A 21,754-nucleotide genomic window follows, 5' to 3' on the forward strand; every position below is an offset into this window, starting at 1 on the left:
ATAGGCAGCCACCCCAGACTGCCGCCTGCTTTTGGCCTTTCAGCACTCCGGCAGGTTGACCGCCAGGCCGCCCAGGGACGTTTCCTTGTACAGGTCCTTCATGTCGGCGCCGGTGCGCCGCATGGTTTCGATCACCCGGTCCAGGCTGACCTTGTGGGTGCCGTCGCCCATCAGGGCCAGGCGGGCGGCATCGATGGCCTTGATGGCGCCCATGGCGTTGCGCTCGATGCAGGGGATCTGCACCAGGCCCTTGATGGGGTCGCAGGTCAGGCCCAGGTTGTGCTCCATGCCGATCTCGGCCGCGTTCTCGATCTGGGCGTTGGTGCCGCCCATGGCGGCGGTCAGGCCGGCGGCAGCCATGGAGCAGGCCACCCCCACCTCGCCCTGGCAGCCGACCTCGGCCGCGGAGATGCTGGCGTTGCGCTTGTACAGGCCGCCGATGGCGGCGGCGGTCAGCAGGAAGATGTGCAGGCGGCGGCGGTCGGGATCGTGGAAGCGCTCGTAATAGCGCAGCACCGCCGGGATGATGCCGGCCGCCCCGTTGGTGGGGGAGGTCACGACCTTGCCGCCGGCCGCGTTCTCCTCATTCACCGCCAGGGCCCACAGGTTCACCCAATCCATGACCGACAGCGGGTCGCGCAGCATGCGTTCCTGCCGCTGCAACAGCTGGGCGTGGATCTTGGCGGCGCGGCGCGGCACATCCAGGCCGCCGGGCAGGATGCCGGTCTCGCGCATGCCGCGATCGATGCAGGCGTCCATGGTGGCCAGGATACGGTCCAGTCCCTGGTCGATCTCCGCATCCGTGCGGCCGGCGCGCTCATTCTCGCGCATCAGCTCGGCGATGGTCAGGCCGGCCTTGGCCGCCTTGTCCAGCAGCTGGTCGGCGTTGGCGAAATCATAGGGCACGGCCGGGCCGGGGTTGGCGGGGGCGTTGGCCCGCGCCTCATCCTCATCCAGTACGAAGCCGCCGCCGACGGAATAATAGGTGCCGCGCGTCAGCTCCGCGCCCGCCGCGTCGAAGGCCACGAAGGTGACGGCGTTGGGGTGGAAGGGCAGCTGGCTGCCCCCTTCCCAGCGGATGTCGCGATCGGCGTCGAAGTCGATCTCATGGCCACCCACGCCGTTCAGCGGCAGGCGCCGGCTGGTCAGCACGCGGGCGACCAGGGCGGCGCAGGCGTCGGGGTCGGCGTCGGCCGGCATCTGGCCCGTCAGGCCGATGATGGCGGCGGTGTCGGTAGCATGGCCCCGGCCCGTCAGCGCCAGGGAGCCGTAGAGCTGGACCTCGACCCGCGCCACGGCGGCCAGGCGCCCACCCTCGGCCACGCGCCGGACGAAGCGGCAGGCCGCCGTCATGGGCCCCATGGTGTGGGAGCTGGAGGGACCGACGCCCACCTTGAACAGTTCGAAGACGCTGATGCTCATGCCCGATGCCCTATTCCCGCGCGGGCCCGCCCTGCGGCCCGCCGGTCACCGGGTTCCCGCGGGCGTTCAACCGCCAGGCGCCTTGATACAAGGTTCGCGGGATGCCCGCCACTGGCATCGCCACATCATATAATTTGATAATGTTTAAAATAAAGCGGGCCCGGGAAGGCTGTTCTTCCCAGGCCCGCCATCTGGCGCGACGGTGGAACGCCAGCGACGGCGCGTGCGGCGTCAGAAGGTCTTGGTCACGCCGAAGTAGAAGCCACGGCGCGGGCCATATTGCGGGGCGCCCACGCCGACCCCTGTTCCGTCGCGGATCTCATACTTTTCATCGAACAGGTTGATGACGTCGAAGCGCAGGTCCATCAGGCCCACCGTGGGCAGGTCCAGGGTCTGCACCACGCCCAGGTTGACCTGGACATAGCCCGGCAGGGCGGCGCCATTGGGCGTGGCACCGTCTGCGCGCAAACCTGAGCCGTAGATCAGGTCGGTGGTCAGCAGCGTCCGGTCGATGCGGTAGCTGGCGCCGGCCGAGGCGGTGAAGCGCTGGTCGTGGTCCACCGGGATGAAGTGGTTGGAGATGTAGTCCAGATCATCCTGGCTGAAGCTGAACTGACTGGAGACGATCTTCCTGCCCTCCGCCTTCGACACCGCGAAGTTGGCGTAGGACTGGAAGTTGTCAACCGCGTAGGTCAGCGACAGCTCGACACCCTTCTGCGTGCCTTCGTCATAGTTGAAGGGCGTCAGGATGATGGGGGCGCCGAACTGCCCCTCATCCAGCATGTTCTTGGACTTCTTGTAATAGCCGTCCAGGCCCACGGTCAGCGCGTCGGTCAGCTTCTGCTCGACACCGATGTCAAAATAGTTGGCGCGCTCGGCCTTGGGCGCGTCGTTCACGCCGCTGGCGGCGGCGGCGCTGGTGCCCGCGTACTTGGCAACCGCCGTGTTGGACACCAGCTCAAACGGCGGCGGGGTGAAGTAGCGGGAATAGCCCGCGTGCACCGTCGTGCCCGGCGTCGCCTGCCACACCAGGTTCACGCGCGGGCTGAACTGGCTTTCGCTGTCGAACTGCTGGAAACTATCGAAACGGCCGCCGAAGTTCAGCGTCCAGTCCGGCGCGAACTTCCATTCGTCCTGCAGGTAAACGCTCTCGCTGTAGCCGGTCTTGCCGAAGGTGTCGCGCACCGTGGTCGGGCTGCCGCCGATCTGGTTGCCGGCGTCATCCACCGCGAACACCTGCGAATTGGTGATGCCGGAGGAGCGTTCGACCTGCAGCAGCAGGCCGGCGCGCAGGGTGTGCTGGTCGTTCACCACCCAACTGCCGTCCGTCTGCCAGCCGCCGGCGATGGAGCGGCGGTAGGCTTCCTGTGAGATGCCGTTGTACAGCAGGTCGGGCACCGGGTCGGGCTTGAACCACAGGCTGGAATAGCGGCCGTAGACCGAGGACTGGATGGTCACCGTATCCAGCGCCTTCAGATAGGTGGCGGCGGCGTAGTGGGTGATTTCCCGCTGGTTCTCGTCGATCTTGTCGCTGGGGTAGTCGGTCTGGCCGTTGAAATTGTAGCCCAGGCCGGGCGACTGGCCGGAGCGGGTGGGGATCTGGAACTGCCCGCGCTCCGTCCCCGCCATCAGGCTGACCTGGGTGTCGGGGTCGAGGATGTCCTGAAGGAAGACGAAGCCGCGGCCGTTTTCCGTCCGGTCATGGTTGGGCTTGCCGCTGCCGTCGGGGGATTCGATGCCCACGCCGCTGGTCTTGAAGTCGCCGGAGGCGAAATAGTTCAGGTTTCCGGAGGAGCCGGAGATGTCGAAGCTGGTCTGCAGCGTGTCGTAGCTGCCGCCGTAGACGCTGATGTCGCCGCCGTTGTCGAAGGCGCCGGACTTGGTCTGGATGTCGATGATGCCGGCGGTGCGCAGGCCGTACTGCGCCGGCAGGGCGCCGGTCACCAGGCTGACGCTGTGGGCGAAGCGGGGGCTGAGCGTCTGGCCAAAGCCGCTGATGCCTTCCGGCAGGATGACGCCGTTGATGCGGTACTGGACGTTGGCGTGCTCACCCCGGATGTGCAGCTGGCCGAAGCTGTCCTGCGCCACGCCCGGCGCCTGCAGGATCACCTGGTTCAGGCCGTTGTTCACGCCGCCGGGCTGCGCCTCCAGCGCGCTTTCGTCCAGCTTGTAGGTGGAGGCGCCCAGGTCGGGCTGGATGCTGTTGCGCGCGTCCAGCAGGCGCTTGGCGGTGATGACGATCTCCGGCACCGGGCCGCTGGCGGAACTGTTGCCCAGCTGGCCGGCGGCGCCGGCCGGCTCGGCCGCCGCGTCACCCGCTGGATTGTCCGCCGCCAAGGCCACCGTGCTGACCGAACCCAACAGAATGGCGCCCATCACGCCGGCGCGCCCCACCTTGAAAGCCATACCTTCCCACCTTTCATGAAGGCCACCCAAACCAGACCATGCCGGATTTGGCGACCCCTGTTCCCTTCATGCCGCCCCCTTGGGCCCAGGCCAACCGCCCCCGTTGCCGCACCCCAAGAGGGGCGCGGCCGGCAAGGACGGCTGGTGGGCTGGAGACAGGACCCGAACTGCCAGTTTTCGTTATGTTATAGTATAACGTAACTCGGTTCTAACCCGCCTACCCGGGTGCGTCAACGGGAAAGCGCAGGTGCAGCAAAAGACAGAAGGTCGCAGGCGGACGGCCGGGTCGCAGCCGCCCCGGCAGGGTTCGGCCCGGCCCGAGATGACCCTGCGGCGGGATGCGCCCCCGCCGTCCGCGCAGTGGTCAAACGGATGCGGCCGCACTAGGATCGCGCGCGATTCCAACCCCGCGCCCCGGCATCCACGCCGAGAGGGGCGCGCCGCAACCCGTCAGGTGCCCGGTGGACCTCACCCCTTCCGATCTCGCCCCCGCCAACGTCCTCGATGACGCGACCATCCCGGAACTGCCCAAGCACTACCGGGGAAAGGTGCGCGACAACTACGACCTGGCGGACGGCCGGCGCATCATCATCGCGTCCGATCGCCTCAGCGCCTTCGACCGCATCCTGACGGCGGTGCCGCACAAGGGCGCCGTGCTGACCCAGACCGCGCGCTATTGGTTCGAGGCCACGCGCGACCTGTGCCCCAACCATGTGATCGACTATCCCGACCCCAACGTGGTGGTGGCCAAGCGCCTGGACATCCTGCCGGTGGAGGTGGTGGTGCGCGACTACCTGGCCGGCACCACCAGCACCTCCATCCTGTCCATGTACAAGAAGGGGGAGCGCACGATGTACGGCGTGACCCTGCCGAACGGACTGCGCCCCAACCAGAAGCTGCCCGCAACCATCATCACCCCCACCAGCAAGGCCTTCGACGGCGGCCATGACGAGCCGCTGACCCCGGCGGAGATCGTGGAGCGCACGCTGCTGACCGCCGCCCAGTGGGAAGAGCTGTCGGCCAAGGCGCTGGCCCTGTTCGCACGGGGCCGGGAATTGGCGGCCAAGCGCGGCCTGATCCTGGTGGACACGAAGTACGAGTTCGGCCTGGACCAGGACGGCAACATCATCCTGGCGGACGAGATCCACACGCCGGACAGCAGCCGCTATTGGTTCGCCGAGACCTACCCCGCCAAGTTCGAGGCGGGGGAGCGGCCGGAGAGCTTCGACAAGGACTTCGTGCGCAGCTGGGTGGTGGCGCGCTGCGACCCCTACACCGACGACGTGCCGGAGATCCCGGGCGACGTGGTGCTGCAGGCGGCGGCCATCTATATCCAGGCCTATGAGATGATCACGGGCGAGACCTATGTGCCGGCCCGCGACCCGGACGGGGTGCTGGCCCGCATCCGCCGCAACCTTTCCCAATACTTCTAAGCCGGGACCGCCGCCATCATGACCGCGACCGCCAAAATCCTGCTGCTGGGCTCGGGCGAGCTGGGCCGGGAGTTCGTCATCTCCGCCAAGCGCTACGGCGCCCACGTCGTGGCCTGCGACGCCTATGCCGGCGCGCCGGCCATGCAGGTGGCCGACGAGTCCGAGGTGTTCTCCATGCTGGACGGCGAAGCCTTGAAGGCCGCCATCCTGCGCCACAAGCCGGACTATATCGTGCCGGAGGTGGAGGCCATCCGCACCGAGGTGCTGCAGGAGATGGAGGCGGCGGGCCACACCGTGGTACCCAGCGCCCGCGCCACCTACATGACCATGAACCGCGACCGCATCCGCGAGGTGGCGGCCACCGAGCTGGGCCTGCGCACCTCGCGTTACCGCTACGCCGAAAGCCTGGATGAGGTTCGGGCGGGCGCGGCGCACACCGGCCTGCCTTGCGTGATCAAGCCGGTCATGTCCTCGTCCGGCAAGGGGCAGAGCACGGTGCGCAGCGCGGATGAGCTGGAGGCCGCCTGGAATTACGCGGTCGCCAACATGCGCGGCGACCGGCGCAAGGTGATTGTCGAGGAGTTCATCGCCTTCGACTATGAGATCACCCTGCTGACCGTGCGCACACGCGACGGCGTGGTGTTCTGCGAACCCATCGGCCACCGGCAGGAACGCGGCGACTACCAGGAATCGTGGCAGCCCGTGCCCATGGACGCGAAGGCCCTGGCCGACGCCCGCGACATGGCGGAGAAGGTGGTGGACAACCTGGGCGGCTATGGCCTGTTCGGGGTGGAGTTCTTCGTGGCCGGCGACGACGTGGTGTTCAGCGAGCTGTCGCCCCGTCCGCACGACACCGGCATGGTGACGCTGATGTCGCAGAACCTGTCGGAATTCGACCTGCACGCCCGCGCCATCCTGGGCCTGCCCATTCCCCGCATCACCCTGCGTGGCCCCACCGCCTCCGCGGTCATCCTGGCCAGCCAGGATTCCAGCCATTTCGGCGTGGAAGGCCTGGCCGACGCCCTGGCCCTGGGCACGGCCGAGCATGATGTGGAGGTGCGCATTTTCAACAAGCCCACCACCCGGCCCTATCGCCGCATGGGCGTGGCCCTGGCCGAGGGTGCCACCGCCGACGAGGCCCGCGCCCTGGCCAAGCGGGTGGCCGACAAAGTGTGGCTGAGCTACCGCGACTAAGGCCTGCGCCACCTTGTGTCAACTGACAGTTAGCGCTATATTGACTGTCAGTTGACATGAGGGAGTTCGCCATGGCCCAGGCCCTGCCCGCCAGCGTGCCCGATACGGCCGTCCCCGGCGCCGTCACCCAGGCGGAGGGGGCGGCCATGCTGCGCGCCGTCTTCAACCTGTTCCGCCTGTGGGGGGTGGATGACGGCCAGGCCCGCGTGCTGTTGGGCCAGCCCAGCCCGTCCACCTTCTACCGCTGGAAGCGGGGCGACATCGGCAGCCTGCCGTCGGACCTGCTGTGGCGCCTGGGCGACCTGATGGGCATCCACAAGGCCCTGCGCTATCTGTTCATGGAGCCGGAGCGCGCCTATGCCTGGGTGGCCAAGCCCAACGCCGCCTTCCACGGCAAGTCGGCGCTGCAGCGCATGCTGGCCGGTGCCCCGTCCGACCTGACCGCCGTGCGCAACTACCTGGATGCGGAGCGCGGCGGGTGGTGACGCCGCCCGCGGACCCGCCGGTCACGACCCTGGATTGGCGGCCGGCCTATCGCATCGTCCGCACCATCTACCCGCCCGTCTGGCTGTTCGAGGACATCGCCGACCCGGCCGACTGGGACCTGATCGCCAGCGCTGAGGCCAAGACCAATCCCCGCGTGCGGGACGAGGTGGGCGACCTGTCCCTGGTGCCGGCGGGGCGCCGGCTGTCGGGCCCCGGGGCCAGCCTGGCCATGGGCGCCTTCACCCACACCTCCACCGACCGGCCCAGCCGCTTTTCCGATGGCGCCTTTGGCGTGTGGTACTGCGGCGACCGGTTCGAGGTAGCGCTGATGGAGACCGTCCATCACTTCGGCCGCTTCATGCGCATGACGGATGAGCCGGCGGCCGACGCCCAGTTCCGCGAGCTGACCGCCCGCGTGGCCGGCAGCCTCCACGACGTGCGCGGCGCGGCCTTCCGGGACTGCCTGGCGCCGGACGATTGGGCGGCGGGCCAGGCGCTGGGCAAGCGACTGAAGGCCCAGGGCAGCGATGGCGTGCTGTACCCCAGTGTGCGCTGGCCCACGGGTCTTGCCGCGGCCCTCTACTACCCCGACCTGATCACCCCGCCCATCCTGCAGGCCCGCACCTTGCGCTATCACTGGGATGGCCGGGCCGTCACCCGCTACATCGTCATCGGTGAGGACGACTGGCGGCCCATGCCTGTTTAGATAGAAGCAGCCTCAATTCTTCAACGGGAACCATTCTCGAAGAGTAGAGAATATCAACTCAACACTAGGGTCGAGGCAACGCTTCACTGAAGATTTTCCCGCAACACTTCTATAAAGAGACGATGAGCGCGGCTTACATTTCAACCGAAGAACTCTTTCCAAAGCCTCTTTCGGCCGAGGAGGTTTTGGCATATTTTCGGGCCACATACCTTGACTGTTAAGCCAATTACGGATTTGTTCAAATGATTCCCAACCTAAAGCAGCAGCGGTGTGAGGTGAGTCAGACCAAATCCAATTATCTGCTTCCGGAGTGACTACAATTGCTTTTCCATTTTCGGCCCCCCAACCAGCAGCTTCAATATGGGAATTTAATTGTTCTTCAATTTTCACTTGACCAGGTGTGCCATCCCAATCTTCGTCCATAATAATAATGATTCGCCCATGTGTGCCATGGAACGGCTGTATAAGGTCCTTGGCACGAGCATATAGTCCAGGATCGTTCTGGCCTCTTGCCACCGCTAGATCCTGCTTAGGGTCAAAAGAGAATGGCGAACACCCAATAATATTAAATACGCCTCGCCTTTCGAACAATCCTCGAATAGCAAATTCTATATTCGAGTCAGCGACAAAAAATAGACAATCTCTCATCCGAGCACCCCTGTCGCGAAGAGATCACCCAGGTGTAGAGCCGATTTCCATTCCTTAAGTCGTGGATGTTCGTCTCCTCTTACGACATCCACAGCTCCATCTTGGCCTTTAGCAAAACATAGCAACTGATCAACATCTACAAGGCTGAGCGCCAGAGGAGAATGCGTCGCGCAAAACACTTGTGCATCATATACCGACGATAGAGACTGTATTACCGACTGAATTGCTCGTGGATGTATTCCATTTTCTGGCTCCTCAATTAGAACCAAATTTGGCCTGGTTGGAGTGTACGCTAGAAGCGTAAGAGCCATCATCCGTAACGTGCCATCCGACAACAGCCAAGATGGTGCTTTGAGACCACTTCCATAACCAACCTCAAGATATCGCGAGCGATCCTCAGGTCTTTCAATTGTTCGAATGGTCTCAATATCATCTATTGCCGTCTTTAAATGCTCAACCCAATCACCAAGGCGGTCCGGGTATTTTTGCTCAAGCTCATGCACTACCCACGGCAAATTCGAACCATCAGGTAAAAAATCCCGAGGCGAACCTGCTGGAGATGGCATTCGCATCGCTTCTGCATTTAAAGCAAGTCGATGCACCGACTCCATCAGGAATCGCTTAACCCAAGTGGAAGCAGGAAAACGATCTTCATCTTCTGGTAGATTTGATAAAGCTGACTTTGTAGGCCCTAAGCGGAATAAGTTATTCCAGTCGGATGTCTCGGATCTGAAATGATCATTCCCACTCTCAGCAATCTTACTGATGACCCGTCTCCATCCAGCGGGCGCCCGCTTCTTTGCTTGCAATGCAATATGTCTAGGCGCAGGTTCCGGGCATGGAAATAGTGACCGTTGACGGTCCCCGCTTTTGGATTCTTCGTGCCGAAGTAGGAAGAGCGTTTCTCCATCGAACGAAAGCGAACCATCAGTTTTTATAGCGACTTCATATCGAGCCGCGACATACTCGCCTTTCAATTTAGACTTAACAGACTCAGGAAGTTGGAGTGTAATTGCAATCTCAAGAGCCCCCCCCTTTCTAAGCCAAGTCAGATCCTGGGGATCAGATGCTCGCTGAGCCACTAGAAAGCGAGCATCACCAAAAATAGACCTATCGAGACCAACATTTAGAATGTCACGTACCAATTGAAATACATCAAAAAAAGTACTCTTCCCGGTTCCGTTAGAGCCAACCAGAACCTGAAACGAAGAAACATTGGTCTTTAAGTACCTTATCGCTCGATATCCAAGAACCTCGACCGAAGTTATCATTGCGGTCCTGCCCTGAGCTTATTCGGAAAATCCGAAGCACGCACGTTCCAAAAAAGCGTGACCACATTAGTCGCGCTTGAATCCAGCTATAGCATAAACGGTCTTTCGGAAGGCCCTGAAAAGCAAACAGCCGCGCCCCCATCGCGGGAGGCGCGGCCGTGAACCATACCGACAGTGGATCGCTGGATCAGCGCTCTACAAAAGCCTTCTCGATGACGTAGTGGCCGGGCTCGTTCGAGCTGCCTTCGCTCATGCCGGCCTCTTCGCACAGATCCTGCAGATCCTTCAGCACGCCGGGTCCGCCGCAGATCATGACGCGGTCCTGGGCCGGATCGAACGGCTTCTCGCCGATGTCGGCGAAGAACTTGCCGTTTTTGATCAGGTCGGTCAGGCGGCCTTCGGTGCGGAAGGGCTCACGCGTCACGGTCGGGTAGTAGACCAGCTTGTCGCGCAGCATCTCGCCGATGAACTCGTCATTCGGCAGGTGCTTGGTGATGTCGTCGTAGTAGGCCAGTTCAGCCACGCGGCGCACGGTGTGGGTGACCACCACCTTCTCGAAGCGCTCGTAGACGTCCGGGTCCTTCATCAGGCTCATGAACGGGGCGAGGCCGGTGCCGGAGCCCAGCATGTACAGGGTGCGGCCGGGCAGCAGGTTGTCCAGCAGCAGGGTGCCGGTGGCCTTGCGGCCGTACAGCACCTCATCCCCTTCCTGGATGTGTTGCAGACGGGAGGTCAGCGGACCGTTCGGCACCTTGATGCTGAAGAATTCCAGATGCTCTTCATAATTGGTGCTGGCCATGGAATAGGCGCGCATCAGCGGGCGGCCGTCGACTTCCAGGCCCACCATGGTGAATTCGCCGTTGCGGAAGCGGAAGGACGGATCGCGGGTCAGCCGGAAGCTGAACAGGTTGTCAGTCCAATGGTGGACATGGGTGACCTTGCCGGACAGAAACGCGCTCATCCTCGCTATACCCTCTTTCCTGACACACCGGAAAACATCGCTTTAAGCCGGGGAGAATGGCGGTTCCACGCCCTTCCGCAAATGCGAAAATACACTGCCCTGGATCGCTGCGACTGCATATCTGGTCGAATAGTCCAGTATTACAAGCCAATCTTGGGGAAAAATTCCCTTCCCCACCTCACAATGCGGTCAACCAAAGGATGAGGGCGGGAGCGCGGCGTTGACCCTATCCTAAAGGACCACCCTGTTTGGACAGGGGTCGTTTGCGCTTTCTTTACGGGATGGGCCCCAGAATGCCCATCCCGATCCTGGGGAGAGGACATGGCCGTGGACACCCACCAATCAACACCGCTGCGCGCCGACGCCGGCACGCTGATCGCCGATATCGCGACCGAGGTCGGGCACCTGAGCGTCGACATCGCCGACGTGGTCGGCAGCATCCATCAGGTGGACAGCGCCATCGACAACCAGGGCAAGCAGCTGGCCGGCATCCAGGCGGCGACGCGCGACATCGTCGCCAGCAACCGCGACATCGCCGGCATGGCCCAGGCGACGCAGGGCGTGGCGGCCGGCGCGCGGCGGGACATCGACGCCTCGGCCGGGGAAATCCGCCAGTCTCTGGCCGCCATCGGCGACCTGGTGGCGGCGGTGAACGCCAGCGCGAATGAGCTGGGCGGGCTGGAGGGCGCCATGGGCCGCGTGGCCCGGGTGTCCAGCGACATCAACCGCATCGCGGCCCAGACCAACCTGCTGGCGCTGAACGCCACCATCGAGGCGGCACGCGCCGGGGAGGCCGGCAAGGGCTTCGCCGTCGTCGCCACCGAGGTCAAGGCCCTGGCCCGCCAGACGGCCGAGGCCACCGCCGAGATCGACGCCACGCTGAAGGCCCTGACCGAGCAGGTGCGCCGCCTGACGGCCCGCATGGCGGCAGGGTCGGAACAGGCCGAGCGCGTGGGCCGCAGCACCGCCACCATCGGCCAGGCGGTGGAAACCGTGGGCACGGCCGTGGCTCAAGTGGAGGAGAACGCCACCGCCATCGCCGGCGCCACCGGCGATATCGCCCGGCGCTGCGACGGCTTCCAGGAGACGGTGGACGCGCTGCACCGTGACGCGGCATCGTCCGGCACGGCGCTGAAGACCGCGACCACCCACCTGGACCGCACGCTGGAACGGGCGGAGGCGATCATGATGCTGACCGCCACCTCCGGCTACGCGACGGAGGATACGCCCTTCATCGACCGGGCGCGCGAGGTGGCGGCGCAGATCGCCGCCCGCATGGAACAGGCCCTGGCGGCGGGGGAGCTGACCATGGACGACCTGTTCGACACCAATCTGAAGCCCATCGCCGGCAGCAATCCGCCGCAGTTCATGACGCGCTACATCCCCTTCCTGGACGCGGCCGTCACCCCCCTGCACGACCCCGTCCTGGCCATGGATCCGCGCATGGTCTTCTGCGCGCCCACCGACCACAACCGCCTGATCCCCTGCCATAATCCGCAGTTCCGCAAGGCCCACGGACCCGACCCGGTGTGGAACGCCGCCAATGGCCGCAACCGCCGCGTTTACGCCGACAAGACGGCCACCGCCGTCAGCCGCGGCACCGCGCCGTTCCTGCTGCAGACCTACCGCCGCGACATGGGCGGCGGCGTCTTCGCCCTGATGAAGGACGCCTCCGCCCCCATCTGGGTGCGCGGGCGGCTCTGGGGCGGCCTGCGGGTCTGCTACCGCGCCTGAGGTTCCTGAGGTCAGGGCCAAACCTATCCCTTTTCGCCGGGCTGCAACACCAGCGTCACAAGACTGGCATACGCTGGGATTAGCATGCGGTTAAACGTGCCGGCCCGGGGGGCGGGCGGCACGCGGCTGCGGTCCCCAAACCCATGGGGCGCGGCACTCAGGGGGAATGAAGCGACATGGCGAAGGTCTACCGCGTTCTGTTTCTATGCCAGTTCAACTCCGCCCGCAGCATCATGGCCGAGGCGCTGATGCGCCATTGGGCCGGCGGCCGGTTCGAGGTGTTCAGCGCCGGGTCCGACCCGCTGCCGGAATGCAACCCCATTGCCCTGGACCTGCTGACCAAGGCCCGCATTCCCACCGAGGGCCTGCACCCCAAGTCGTGGAACGAATTCGCGGGCCCCGACGTGGCGCCCATGGACTTCATCTTCCACACCTGTGACATGAGCGCCAAGGCGGAGGCGCCCCACTGGCCCGGCCACCCGATGATCGCCCACTGGGGCTTCCCCGACCCGCAGGGGTTCAAGGGATCGGAGGTGGAGCAGCGCGCCCTGTTCAACCTGCTGTTCGGCATGATCGAGCGCCGGGTGCGCATCTTCTGTTCCCTGCCGGAGCAGAGGCTGGCCCGCCTGACGGCCGAGGCGCTGACGGCGATGCACAGTGAGGAGGGCTGGGCGGCGGCCGGCTGAAACCGGCCCTTCCCCGGCCTTCCCGCACCGCACCGGACAGGTCCCATGATGCCGCCCGACAGCCAGACGCCGGACATGATCTTGCCCCAGCCCCTGAACGGCACCCGCTACGGCATGGTGAACCGGCGCCTGGGCGTGCTGTTCGTCGGGCGGGTCAACGCCGGCCGCAGCTTGATGGCGGAGGCGCTGCTGCGTCATCATGCGGGCCACCGATTCGATGCCCATAGCGCGGGCCTGACGCCTGTGGATCGGCCCAACCCCTACGCCCTGGCCCGCCTGCGGGCGGAAGGTGTAGCCACCGGCGGCCTGGCACCCAAGCCGCTGGAGCGCTTCATGACGCCGGGCGCCCCGCCGGTGGACATCGTCATCACCGTCAGCGAGCTTGCGGCGACGGGCATGGCCGGCGCCTGGCCGGGCCAGCCGGTGACGGCGCACTGGGCCCTGCCCGACCCGGACCCCGCCCTGTATCCGGATGCCGACGCGCCTGAGGTACTGGTGGACGCCATCTTCCAGGATTTGCGGCGGCGCATCGATGTGCTGTCCGTCCTGCCCGCCCACTGCCTGCTGGCGCTGAGCCAGTGGGGGAACGAGGACGACGACGGGCTGCGCACCGCCTGATTCCGCGAGACGGAAAAGCCCGCCAGGCGGATAATTAAGCCGCCAATGGATAAAGCATACCCAGAGCCGCCGATAATTCAGCCAGGTATAGCAATCGCCGCATTTTTCCAGATTTTGCGAAAAGCGAGTGCCGTGTTGTGACACCGCTCACTGGCAGTGGCGTGGCGCCCTGCCCATAGTCCGCTGCAATAATGACGGCCCATGGGATCGGACGGATCGGGTGCGGGGGCATCGGATCGCCGGGGACAGGCCATCGTTTAGGAAAGCGCACCGCTGCCGGCTGTAGCCGCCAGCCCCCGGGATTTCCTTGGGGGTGGGACGGCGTGGAAGGGATTGCCCTTCGCATCCGGTGGACAGCCATCGCCCGGTTCATGCCGTGGCGGCGCGTTGCCGCGCGTGTGCGATTTCGAGACCGACACCATCGCCCATCCGGCGGGATCGTCCCGCCGGAACCTGGGCATTTTGCGCCGAGCGAGACCAAGACCATGGAATCCCAATCGACCGTGACCACCGTGCCGAAACCGGGTGCGCCGCCGACGGGACTGTCGCGCACCGACTACCGGGGACAGGACGGCCGCCAGCGGCCGCCGCGCATCGCCCTGTTCATGGTCATCACCGTCATCGCGCTGGCCATCATCGGCGGCCTGTTCGTGTACTTTGACCGCAGCGTGAAGCCCGCGATGATCGGCCAAATCCTGAAAAAGATGACGCCGCCGCCGCCGCCGGTCGCCACCGCCGTGGCCAAGACGGAGGACGTGCCGCAACTGCTGCCCGCCGTGGGCACGCTGCAGGCCGTCCACCAGGTCACCGTGACGCCCGAGGTCGGCGGGTCGGTGACCAAGATCCTGTTCCAGTCCGGCGCCACGGTCACCGCGGGCACGCCCCTGCTGCAGCTGAACGACAAGCCGCAGCAGGGCGACCTGGCCAACTACAAGGCCCAGGCCAAGGTGGCCGAACTGGACCTGGCCCGCTATCGCGCCCTGGTGGCCAAGCAGGCGACCTCGCAGCAGACGGTGGACCAGCAGGCGGCCGCCCTGGACCAGGCCAACGCCAACATTGCCAAGACCAACGCCCTGATCGCCCAGTTGCTGGTGCGGGCGCCGTTCGACGGCGTGCTGGGCGTGCGCCAGGTGGACGTGGGCCAGTACGTCAAGGCTGGCGACGCCGTCGTGACCTTGACCGATCTGGATGAGCTGTACGCCAACTTCACCCTGGCGGAGGGCGAACGCGGCCGCGTGGCCGTGGGCCAGACCGTGCGCGTCGCCGTGGACGCCTACCCTGGCCGCGTGTTCCAGGGCACCGTCACCGCCATCGACCCCCAGATCAGCAGCGACACCCGCACCGTGAAGCTGCAAGCCACCATCCCCAACAAGGACCACGCCCTGCAGCCCGGCATGTTCGGCAACGTCACCGTCGTGCTGCCCGCCACGCCCAACCAGGTCACCTTGCCAGAAACGGCCGTCGACTACTCGCTCTACGGTAATAGCGTCTATGTGGTGCGTCCCACGCTGGACAAGGACGGCAAGCCCGTGAATGGCGAGGATGGCAAGCCGGCCCTTCACGTGGACCGCGTTTTCGTGAAGACCGGTGACCGCGCCGACGGCAAGGTCGTGGTGCTGAGCGGCGTCACCCCGGGCGACCGGGTGGTGGCCGTGGGCCAGAACAAGCTGCAGAACGGCGCGCCCGTGAGCCTGTCGGAGCAGGGCCCGCCGCCCGCCCCGGCGCAGACGCCGCGTCCCTGATACCCCATATCGACCTGAAAATCGGGACCGGCCGCCGCTCTTCCCGGGCGCGGCCGGTCCCAGGGGACCCCCCGACCATGAAATTCACCGATCTCTTCATCAAACGGCCGGTGCTGGCGCTGGTGGTCAGCCTGCTGATCCTGCTGCTGGGCCTGCGGTCGCTGTCGACCCTGCCCATCCGGCAGTATCCCAAGCTGTCGTCCACCACCATCAGCATCACCACCGTTTATCCCGGCGCCACCGCCGACCTGATGCAGGGGTTCATCACCACCCCCATCGAGCAGGCGGTGGCCAGCGCCGACGGCATCGACTACATGACCAGCAACTCTGTCCAGGGGCAGAGCACGGTCACGGTCTACGTCAAGCTGAACTATGACCCCAGCCAGGCCATGACCGACGTCATCGCCAAGGTGCAGCAGGTCAAGTACCTGATCCCGAAAGAGGCGAACGACCCGGTCATCGCCAAGTCCACGGGCGACACCACGGCGGTGATGTACCTGAGCTTCGCGTCCAAGGAGCTGCCGGGCTCGGCCATCTCCGACTACCTCACCCGCGTGGTGCAGCCGCTGATCGCCACGGTCGACGGCGTCGCCTCGGCCGACATCCTGGGCGGCCAGACCTTCGCCATGCGCCTGTGGCTGGATCCGGCCCGCATGGCGGCGCGCGGCGTCTCCGCCGATGACGTGGCCAACGCCCTGCGCAACAACAACGTGCAGTCCGCCCCAGGCCAGGTGAAGGGCCTGTTCACCGTGTCCAACGTCACCGCCGACACCGACCTGACCAGCGTGGAGGATTTCCGCCGCATGGTGGTGAAGGCGTCGGGCGGGGCCGTGGTGCGGCTGGAGGACGTCGCCTCCATCTCGCTGGGCGCCCAGAACACCAACAGCGCCGTCATGTTCAGCGGACTGAACGCCGTGTTCATCGGTGTGCAGGTGACGCCCACGGGCAATCCGCTGCAGATGGTGCAGAACGTGCGCGAGAAGATCCTGCCGGAGATTCAGCGCAACCTGCCGCCCGCCATCGAGATGAAGGTGGCCTATGACGCCACCAACTTCATCAACGCCTCGATCAGCGAGGTGGAACACACGCTGATCGAAGCCATCGCCATCGTCATCGTCATCATCTTCCTGTTCCTCGGATCCCTGCGGTCGGTGCTGATCCCCGTGGTCACCATCCCGCTGTCGCTGATCGGCGCCTTCACCCTGATGCTGGCGGCGGGGTTCAGCCTCAACCTGCTGACCCTGCTGGCCATGGTGCTGGCCATCGGCCTGGTGGTCGACGACGCCATTGTGGTTGTGGAGAACGTCTACCGCCACCTGGAGGAGGGCAAGACGCCGGTGCAGGCGGCCCTGGTGGGTGCTCGCGAAATCGCCGGGCCCGTCATTGCCATGACCATCACCCTGGCGGCGGTCTACGCCCCCATCGGCCTGCTGGGCGGCGTCACCGGCGCCCTGTTCCGCGAATTCGCCTTCACCCTGGCGGGTGCGGTGGTCATTTCGGGTGTGGTGGCGCTGACCCTGTCACCCATGATGGCGTCGGTGCTGTTGCCCAAGGGTGGCGACCACACCGCGTTCTCGCGCTTCGTCGACCGCGCTTTCAACGGCCTGGCCAACTTCTATGAGCGGCGGCTGACCCGGGCACTGGATTATCGTCCTGTCATCCTGCTGTTCGCCGTGGTCGTGCTGGCCAGCATCCCCTATCTGTACCTGCATGGCCGGTCGGAACTGGCCCCGGAAGAGGACCAGGGCATCCTGTTCAGCATGTTCAAGGGCCCGCAATACGCCAACATCGACTACACCCAGCATTATGCCCAGCAGCTGGACGCCGCCGGCGGCACCCTGCCCGAAGGACGGGAGCGCTTCCTCATCAGCGGCACCTCCGGCACCAGCCAGGGCATCGCCGGCGTGCTGCTGAAGCCGTGGGGGGAGCGTGACCGGCCCATCCAGCAATCGCTGGCGGCGTTGCAGGCGGCCTTCAACCAGGTGCCTGGCGAAAAGGCCCTGGTGTTCAACCTGCCGCCCCTGCCCGGCACCACCGGCGGCCTGCCGGTGCAGATGGTGCTGAACGGCACCCAGGGCTTCCCCGCCCTCTATGAGGCGATGGACAAGATCAAGGCCGCCGCCGTCGCCAGCCACAAGTTCCTGGTGGTGGACAGCGACCTTGACTACAACACCCCCGTGGTGCGCATCCACATCGACCGGTCCAAGGCCAACGAGATGGGCGTCACCATGGCCAGCATCGGCGACACCCTGGCGCTGATGGTGGGTGAGAACTACGTCAACCGCTTCAACCTGCAGGGCCGGTCGTACGAGGTCATCCCCCAGGTGCCGCGCATCGACCGCCTGACGCCGGACAAGCTGACGCGCTTCTACGTCACCTCCGTCACCGGCGACCAGGTGCCGCTGTCCACCTTCCTGCGCCTGGAAGAGGGCACGGATCCCAACGCCCTGACCCACTACAACCAGATGAACTCCGCCACCTTCCAGGCCGTGCCCATGCCGGGCGTGTCCATGGGCGAGGCGGTGGCCTTCCTGGAAGACCAGGTGAAGCAGCTGCCGGCCGGCTACAGCCACAGCTATCTCAGCCAGACCCGGCAGTTCGTCGAGGAAGGCAACCAGTTGGCCATGACCTTCGGCTTCGCGCTGATCGTCATCTTCCTGGTGCTGGCGGCGCAGTTCGAAAGCCTGCGCGACCCGCTGGTCATCATGGTCAGCGTGCCCATGTCCATCTGCGGCGCGCTGATCCCGCTGTTCATCGGCATCACCTCGATCAACATCTACACCCAGGTGGGCCTGGTGACCCTGATCGGCCTGATCTCCAAGCACGGCATCCTGCTGGTGGAATTCGCCAACGAGATGCAGGTAAAGGAAGGGCTGGGCCGGCGGGAGGCCATCCTGCACGCCGCCCGCGTGCGCCTGCGCCCCATCCTGATGACCACCGCCGCCATGGTGGTGGGCCTGCTGCCGCTGCTGATCGCGTCGGGCGCCGGCGCCGCCAGCCGCTTCTCCATCGGGCTGGTGGTGGTGACCGGCATGTCCATCGGCACGCTGTTCACCCTGTTCGTCCTGCCGGCGGTCTACACCCTGCTGGCCAAGGACCACAAGGCGGCCGCCAGTTCACGCCGCCTGCGGGAGATCGCCGAGGTCGCCTGACAGCGCGTCAGCGGTGCTGAGTATGGAAACGGCCGGGGGGCGTTCCCCGGCCGTTTTCTTTTGAAGGCACAGCGCCCTGGCCAAAGGTGAGCCCCCTTTTGCACCGGCCCGCCCGCGTTGACACCAGAACAAAAGCGGAACAGTATCAGGGGTGGGGGAACGGCGCGCCGCGCTGGCCGGCGGCCCCGTCGCGGTGGGACCGCATGAGCCAGCGCCCTGAAAATCCTTGGTTCTGGTATCGGCGGAGGCCTGCCGTGGTGCGCGTGTTCATGTCCTATTCCCACATCGACGAAGCCCTGCGCGACCGGCTGGAGGTGCACCTGGCGCCCCTGAAGCGACAGGGCGTGGCCCTCTGGCACGACCGGCGCCTACTGGCCGGCGACGCGCTGGAGGACGGCATCGGCACGGCCCTGGCCGAGGCCGACGTGGTGCTGCTGCTGGTCAGCCCGGATTTCCTGGCATCCCCCGCCTGCCATGATGGGGAGATGCAGCACGCGGTGGACCGCCACCGGACGGGGCGCGCGCGCGTGATTCCCGTCATCCTGCGGGCCTGCGACTGGCTGTCCACGCCGCTGCGCCACCTGCTGGCGGTGCCGCGCGACGGCCGGCCGGTCACGCTGTGGCCCGACCAGGACCAGGCCCTGCACGAGGTGGCCGTGGCCATCCGCCGCGCGGTGCTGGAGCGCACGCCGCTGGCCAGCTGAGGGCGCCTTACTTCCTGGGGGAGGCGCCGCCGGTCAACACGACCGGCGTCCAGCCCCGGGCACGGCCGTTGTCGCGCAGACGCACGGCCGGCACGCCATCGCCGGCGCGATCCAAATCGACAATTTCTCGCAATCTGCGAGCCAAAATGGGATCGCCGGCGGCGTCCAGTTCATCGGCCGCGCGCTCCAGTTTGCGGCGGATTTCCTCAGCATCGTAGTAGGTGATGTCTTCCATGGTGGCACCTATGACTTCATACACATGCCATTAACGCAAAGTCCGTGCCGAATCCGACCTAACCCTTGGGGTGCGGCATCAAGCGACTGTCGCACTATGCACCCGGACGTGGTAGGCAGGGCCGTCCGCCAACGCTTCCAAGATCTTGCCGCAGGAAATCACCCACGATGTCCCCCGTCCTGGTCACCGGCAGCGCCGGGTTCATCGGCAACCACGTGGCGCTGGCCCTGTTGCAACGGGGCGTGGCGGTGGTGGGGCTGGACAACCTGACCCCCTATTACGACGTAGCCTTGAAGGAGGCGCGGCTGGCCCGCCTGCGACCCTTCCCCGGCTTCACCGAGGCGCGCGTCGACTTGGCGGATCGGGCCGCCGTGGCGGATCTGTTCCACACCCACCGCTTCGGCCGGGTGGTGCACCTGGCGGCCCAGGCCGGCGTGCGGTACAGCCTGGAGCATCCGGCCGCCTATGTGGACAGCAACCTGGTGGGTTTCGCCAATGTGCTGGAAGGGTGCCGGGCGATCGCCTGCGCCCACCTGATCTACGCCTCCACCAGCTCGGTCTATGGCGCCAGCACCGCCATGCCCTTCAGCCCACACGGGGGGGCTGACCACCCCATGACGCTCTATGCCGCCACCAAGCGCGCCAATGAGCTGATGGCCCATTCCTACAGCCACCTGTTCCGCATCCCCGTGACCGGCCTGCGGCTGTTCACCGTCTACGGCCCCTGGGGCCGCCCGGACATGGCGCTGTACAAATTCGCGCAGGCCATCGTCGAGGGCCGGCCCATCGAGGTTTATGGCGAGGGGCGCATGCAACGCGACTTCACCTACATCGATGACGTGGTGTCGGCCATCCAGGCCTTGCTGGACCGCCCGCCGGCCATCGACGCCGCCTGGACCGGCGCCCAGCCCGATCCCGCCAGCAGCGGTGTCGCCCCCTATCGCCTGTACAACGTCGGCAGCGACCGCCCGGTGGAGCTGATGCGCTATGTCCGCCTGCTGGAGGAAAAGCTGGGCATGACGGCGGACATCCGCCTGCTGCCCATCCAGCCCGGCGACGTGCCCGCCACCTGGGCGGACATCGACGATTTGGCCCGCGACATCGCCTATGCCCCCGCCACGCCGGTGGAAGAGGGCGTGGCGCGGTTCGTGGAGTGGTTCAAAGCCTATCAGGCGAACTGAACCGTCAGGCGACCTCGACCGGGTTCAGCACCATGGCCGTACGCTCGGCCACGTCGTTGATCCTCGACAGGTAGTTCTGGAAGTGGGCCGTGGCGCGATGGGCCGCGATGGCGTCGTTATCCACATACAGCTCATCCAGCACGAAACGGTTGGCGTCGGCCTGGTCCTGCCAGATGTCCCAGCGCAGGTTGCCCGGCTCGCCCCGCGAGGGCGCCACCATGCCGGCCAGCAGGGCCTTCAGTTCTTCCAGCTTGCCCGGCCGGGCGATAAGGACGGCGGTGATCTTGACGGTCATGAGGCTTGCTTCCTTTTGGAGAGAGGCGGCGGGACCGTGAGGGCCCCGCCGTTTGACGCGTTTCACGCCGCGACGGCGCGGTCGAGTGCCTGGACCAGGGCCGTGGCGAGCGGCAGGTCGGAGCCCGGGTTCTGGCCGGTGATGAGTTCACGATCGACGACCACGTGGGGCTGGAAATTCACCGGGGTGGTGATGACCTCGCCCCCCGCTGTCTGCAGCGCGTCGGCCACGTTGAAGTACAGCTTGGCGTGCAGGACATGCTCCTCGACGACCTTCTCCTCGGTGTTGGAGAAGACGGTCATCTTGTACCCGGCATACTGCCAGCCTTCAGCCCATTTCTTGGCCGTGGCCGTATCACCGGCGATCAGGGCGGCGCGAAACTCACGGGCATGCGGCAGGGCGGCGGTCACGGCGATGGGGCCATGGCACAGCAGGGCCGTGGGCTTGGCGGCCTGGTGGAAGTGGCGCAGAATGGCGCCCAGGTCGGCATCCTGCATAAGATCGACGCCGGGCGCCTGGCCGCCGGGCACGAACACGCCGGCATAAGCGTCCAGCCCACCCTCCACCACCGCGCGCAGGGTGTGCACCTGGTTCATCGCGGGATCGTTGGCATAGAAGGTCCGGGCGCGCTGGTAGGCGGCATCATCCCCGCCGAAGTGCTTGGCGCTGTCCGAGTTCGGGTCGATGGTCGGCTTGGTACCGTCGGGCGTGGCCAGAACCACGTCGTAACCCGCCTCGATCAAGGCCAGGGCCGGGACGACCGTCTCATTCAGATACTGGCCGGTGGCGCCCCAGCCACCGCCCTGGATTTCGATGCGCGTGGCGTTGGAGCCGACGACAAGCACGGTGCCTTTGCTCATTTCACTCTCCATTTGACTGG

The 21,754-nt window shown here is 65.8% G+C and carries 19 protein-coding genes; 11 read left to right on the forward strand and 8 right to left on the reverse strand.

Translation table 11 applies throughout. The annotated features are described in order from the left end of the window. Positions 1–39: 39 nt before the first annotated feature. Both FBZ89_RS00535 and FBZ89_RS00540 read right to left on the reverse strand, forming a co-directional pair. Positions 40–1,422: an L-serine ammonia-lyase gene (locus FBZ89_RS00535; RefSeq protein ID WP_145748089.1), complete on the reverse strand. Its 1,383-nt coding sequence runs from the start codon at positions 1,420–1,422 to the stop codon at positions 40–42. Between the two features lie 231 nt (positions 1,423–1,653). Beyond that, positions 1,654–3,828 (reverse strand): TonB-dependent receptor, encoded by a 2,175-nt coding sequence (locus FBZ89_RS00540; protein WP_246171963.1) that lies wholly within the window; start codon positions 3,826–3,828, stop codon positions 1,654–1,656. 461 nt (positions 3,829–4,289) lie between these two features. On the opposite strand from FBZ89_RS00540, the gene FBZ89_RS00545 reads away from it, so the two are divergent. The 4 genes from FBZ89_RS00545 (at position 4,290) to FBZ89_RS00560 (ending at position 7,647) form a co-directional block, all read left to right on the forward strand. Beyond that, positions 4,290–5,261: a phosphoribosylaminoimidazolesuccinocarboxamide synthase gene (locus FBZ89_RS00545; RefSeq protein WP_145748090.1), complete on the forward strand. Its 972-nt coding sequence runs from the start codon at positions 4,290–4,292 to the stop codon at positions 5,259–5,261. Positions 5,262–5,279: 18 nt separating this feature from the next. After that, complete coding sequence (purT, locus tag FBZ89_RS00550) at positions 5,280–6,455, forward strand: formate-dependent phosphoribosylglycinamide formyltransferase (protein WP_145748091.1); 1,176 nt, start codon at positions 5,280–5,282, stop codon at positions 6,453–6,455. Positions 6,456–6,526: 71 nt separating this feature from the next. Then, complete coding sequence (locus FBZ89_RS00555) at positions 6,527–6,940, forward strand: MbcA/ParS/Xre antitoxin family protein (protein ID WP_145748092.1); 414 nt, start codon at positions 6,527–6,529, stop codon at positions 6,938–6,940. Continuing rightward, the gene (locus FBZ89_RS00560; protein WP_246171964.1) at positions 6,937–7,647 is read left to right on the forward strand and encodes an RES family NAD+ phosphorylase; all 711 of its coding nucleotides are present in this window, start codon (positions 6,937–6,939) and stop codon (positions 7,645–7,647) included. The genes FBZ89_RS00555 and FBZ89_RS00560 overlap by 4 nt, the downstream gene beginning before the upstream one ends. Positions 7,648–7,659: 12 nt before the next feature. Here FBZ89_RS00560 and mads4 read toward each other — a convergent pair whose 3' ends face one another. The 3 genes from mads4 to FBZ89_RS00575 form a co-directional block, all read right to left on the reverse strand. Further along, positions 7,660–8,295 carry a methylation-associated defense system protein MAD4 gene (gene mads4, locus FBZ89_RS00565; RefSeq protein ID WP_145748094.1) on the reverse strand — a complete coding sequence of 212 codons (636 nt, stop codon included), beginning with the start codon at positions 8,293–8,295 and terminating at the stop codon, positions 7,660–7,662. Next, positions 8,292–9,566: a methylation-associated defense system AAA family ATPase MAD3 gene (mads3, locus tag FBZ89_RS00570; protein ID WP_145748095.1), complete on the reverse strand. Its 1,275-nt coding sequence runs from the start codon at positions 9,564–9,566 to the stop codon at positions 8,292–8,294. The genes mads4 and mads3 overlap by 4 nt, the downstream gene beginning before the upstream one ends. Before the next feature lie 187 nt (positions 9,567–9,753). Beyond that, on the reverse strand, positions 9,754–10,527 hold the full coding sequence (locus FBZ89_RS00575) for a ferredoxin--NADP reductase (RefSeq protein WP_040846481.1): 774 nt from the start codon (positions 10,525–10,527) through the stop codon (positions 9,754–9,756). 321 nt (positions 10,528–10,848) lie between these two features. On the opposite strand from FBZ89_RS00575, the gene FBZ89_RS00580 reads away from it, so the two are divergent. The 6 genes from FBZ89_RS00580 to FBZ89_RS00605 all read left to right on the forward strand — a co-directional run bounded on the left by FBZ89_RS00580 (position 10,849) and on the right by FBZ89_RS00605 (position 19,163). After that, positions 10,849–12,261: a methyl-accepting chemotaxis protein gene (locus FBZ89_RS00580; protein WP_145748096.1), complete on the forward strand. Its 1,413-nt coding sequence runs from the start codon at positions 10,849–10,851 to the stop codon at positions 12,259–12,261. 176 nt (positions 12,262–12,437) lie between these two features. Further along, positions 12,438–12,947, forward strand: a complete 510-nt coding sequence (locus FBZ89_RS00585; RefSeq protein WP_145612860.1) for an arsenate reductase ArsC — start codon at positions 12,438–12,440, stop codon at positions 12,945–12,947. A gap of 45 nt (positions 12,948–12,992) precedes the next feature. Then, positions 12,993–13,565 carry an arsenate reductase/protein-tyrosine-phosphatase family protein gene (locus FBZ89_RS00590; RefSeq protein ID WP_145748097.1) on the forward strand — a complete coding sequence of 191 codons (573 nt, stop codon included), beginning with the start codon at positions 12,993–12,995 and terminating at the stop codon, positions 13,563–13,565. 485 nt (positions 13,566–14,050) lie between these two features. Further along, positions 14,051–15,307: an efflux RND transporter periplasmic adaptor subunit gene (locus FBZ89_RS00595; protein ID WP_145748098.1), complete on the forward strand. Its 1,257-nt coding sequence runs from the start codon at positions 14,051–14,053 to the stop codon at positions 15,305–15,307. A gap of 77 nt (positions 15,308–15,384) precedes the next feature. Further along, on the forward strand, positions 15,385–18,459 hold the full coding sequence (locus tag FBZ89_RS00600; protein WP_145748099.1) for a multidrug efflux RND transporter permease subunit: 3,075 nt from the start codon (positions 15,385–15,387) through the stop codon (positions 18,457–18,459). A 254-nt stretch (positions 18,460–18,713) separates the two neighbouring features. Continuing rightward, complete coding sequence (locus FBZ89_RS00605) at positions 18,714–19,163, forward strand: toll/interleukin-1 receptor domain-containing protein (protein WP_186457115.1); 450 nt, start codon at positions 18,714–18,716, stop codon at positions 19,161–19,163. A gap of 7 nt (positions 19,164–19,170) precedes the next feature. Here the strand turns inward: FBZ89_RS00605 and FBZ89_RS00610 are convergent, their stop codons facing one another. Beyond that, complete coding sequence (locus tag FBZ89_RS00610) at positions 19,171–19,398, reverse strand: hypothetical protein (RefSeq protein ID WP_040843621.1); 228 nt, start codon at positions 19,396–19,398, stop codon at positions 19,171–19,173. Between the two features lie 167 nt (positions 19,399–19,565). Here FBZ89_RS00610 and FBZ89_RS00615 point away from each other — a divergent pair, with 167 nt between their 5' ends. After that, positions 19,566–20,579, forward strand: coding sequence for an NAD-dependent epimerase (locus FBZ89_RS00615; RefSeq protein WP_145748101.1), 1,014 nt, complete (start codon positions 19,566–19,568; stop codon positions 20,577–20,579). 4 nt (positions 20,580–20,583) lie between these two features. Here the strand turns inward: FBZ89_RS00615 and FBZ89_RS00620 are convergent, their stop codons facing one another. Beyond that, positions 20,584–20,874, reverse strand: a complete 291-nt coding sequence (locus tag FBZ89_RS00620; protein ID WP_145748102.1) for a putative quinol monooxygenase — start codon at positions 20,872–20,874, stop codon at positions 20,584–20,586. 62 nt (positions 20,875–20,936) lie between these two features. Beyond that, complete coding sequence (locus FBZ89_RS00625) at positions 20,937–21,734, reverse strand: type 1 glutamine amidotransferase domain-containing protein (RefSeq protein WP_145748103.1); 798 nt, start codon at positions 21,732–21,734, stop codon at positions 20,937–20,939. Positions 21,735–21,754: the final 20 nt, after the last annotated feature.

The organism is Nitrospirillum amazonense, from assembly GCF_007828045.1.
In the GTDB taxonomy this organism is placed as follows: domain Bacteria; phylum Pseudomonadota; class Alphaproteobacteria; order Azospirillales; family Azospirillaceae; genus Nitrospirillum; species Nitrospirillum amazonense_C.

Bases quoted from the DNA above. Each gene is read 5' to 3' on its own strand.
- FBZ89_RS00535 (WP_145748089.1), bottom strand. From the start codon at position 1,422: ATGAGCATCAGCGTCTTCGAACTGTTCAAGGTGGGCGTCGGTCCCTCC.
- FBZ89_RS00540 (WP_246171963.1), bottom strand. From the start codon at position 3,828: ATGGCTTTCAAGGTGGGGCGCGCCGGCGTGATGGGCGCCATTCTGTTG.
- purT (WP_145748091.1), top strand. From the start codon at position 5,280: ATGACCGCGACCGCCAAAATCCTGCTGCTGGGCTCGGGCGAGCTGGGC.
- FBZ89_RS00555 (WP_145748092.1), top strand. From the start codon at position 6,527: ATGGCCCAGGCCCTGCCCGCCAGCGTGCCCGATACGGCCGTCCCCGGC.
- mads4 (WP_145748094.1), bottom strand. From the start codon at position 8,295: ATGAGAGATTGTCTATTTTTTGTCGCTGACTCGAATATAGAATTTGCT.
- mads3 (WP_145748095.1), bottom strand. From the start codon at position 9,566: ATGATAACTTCGGTCGAGGTTCTTGGATATCGAGCGATAAGGTACTTA.
- FBZ89_RS00575 (WP_040846481.1), bottom strand. From the start codon at position 10,527: ATGAGCGCGTTTCTGTCCGGCAAGGTCACCCATGTCCACCATTGGACT.
- FBZ89_RS00580 (WP_145748096.1), top strand. From the start codon at position 10,849: ATGGCCGTGGACACCCACCAATCAACACCGCTGCGCGCCGACGCCGGC.
- FBZ89_RS00585 (WP_145612860.1), top strand. From the start codon at position 12,438: ATGGCGAAGGTCTACCGCGTTCTGTTTCTATGCCAGTTCAACTCCGCC.
- FBZ89_RS00590 (WP_145748097.1), top strand. From the start codon at position 12,993: ATGATGCCGCCCGACAGCCAGACGCCGGACATGATCTTGCCCCAGCCC.
- FBZ89_RS00595 (WP_145748098.1), top strand. From the start codon at position 14,051: ATGGAATCCCAATCGACCGTGACCACCGTGCCGAAACCGGGTGCGCCG.
- FBZ89_RS00600 (WP_145748099.1), top strand. From the start codon at position 15,385: ATGAAATTCACCGATCTCTTCATCAAACGGCCGGTGCTGGCGCTGGTG.
- FBZ89_RS00610 (WP_040843621.1), bottom strand. From the start codon at position 19,398: ATGGAAGACATCACCTACTACGATGCTGAGGAAATCCGCCGCAAACTG.
- FBZ89_RS00615 (WP_145748101.1), top strand. From the start codon at position 19,566: ATGTCCCCCGTCCTGGTCACCGGCAGCGCCGGGTTCATCGGCAACCAC.
- FBZ89_RS00620 (WP_145748102.1), bottom strand. From the start codon at position 20,874: ATGACCGTCAAGATCACCGCCGTCCTTATCGCCCGGCCGGGCAAGCTG.
- FBZ89_RS00625 (WP_145748103.1), bottom strand. From the start codon at position 21,734: ATGAGCAAAGGCACCGTGCTTGTCGTCGGCTCCAACGCCACGCGCATC.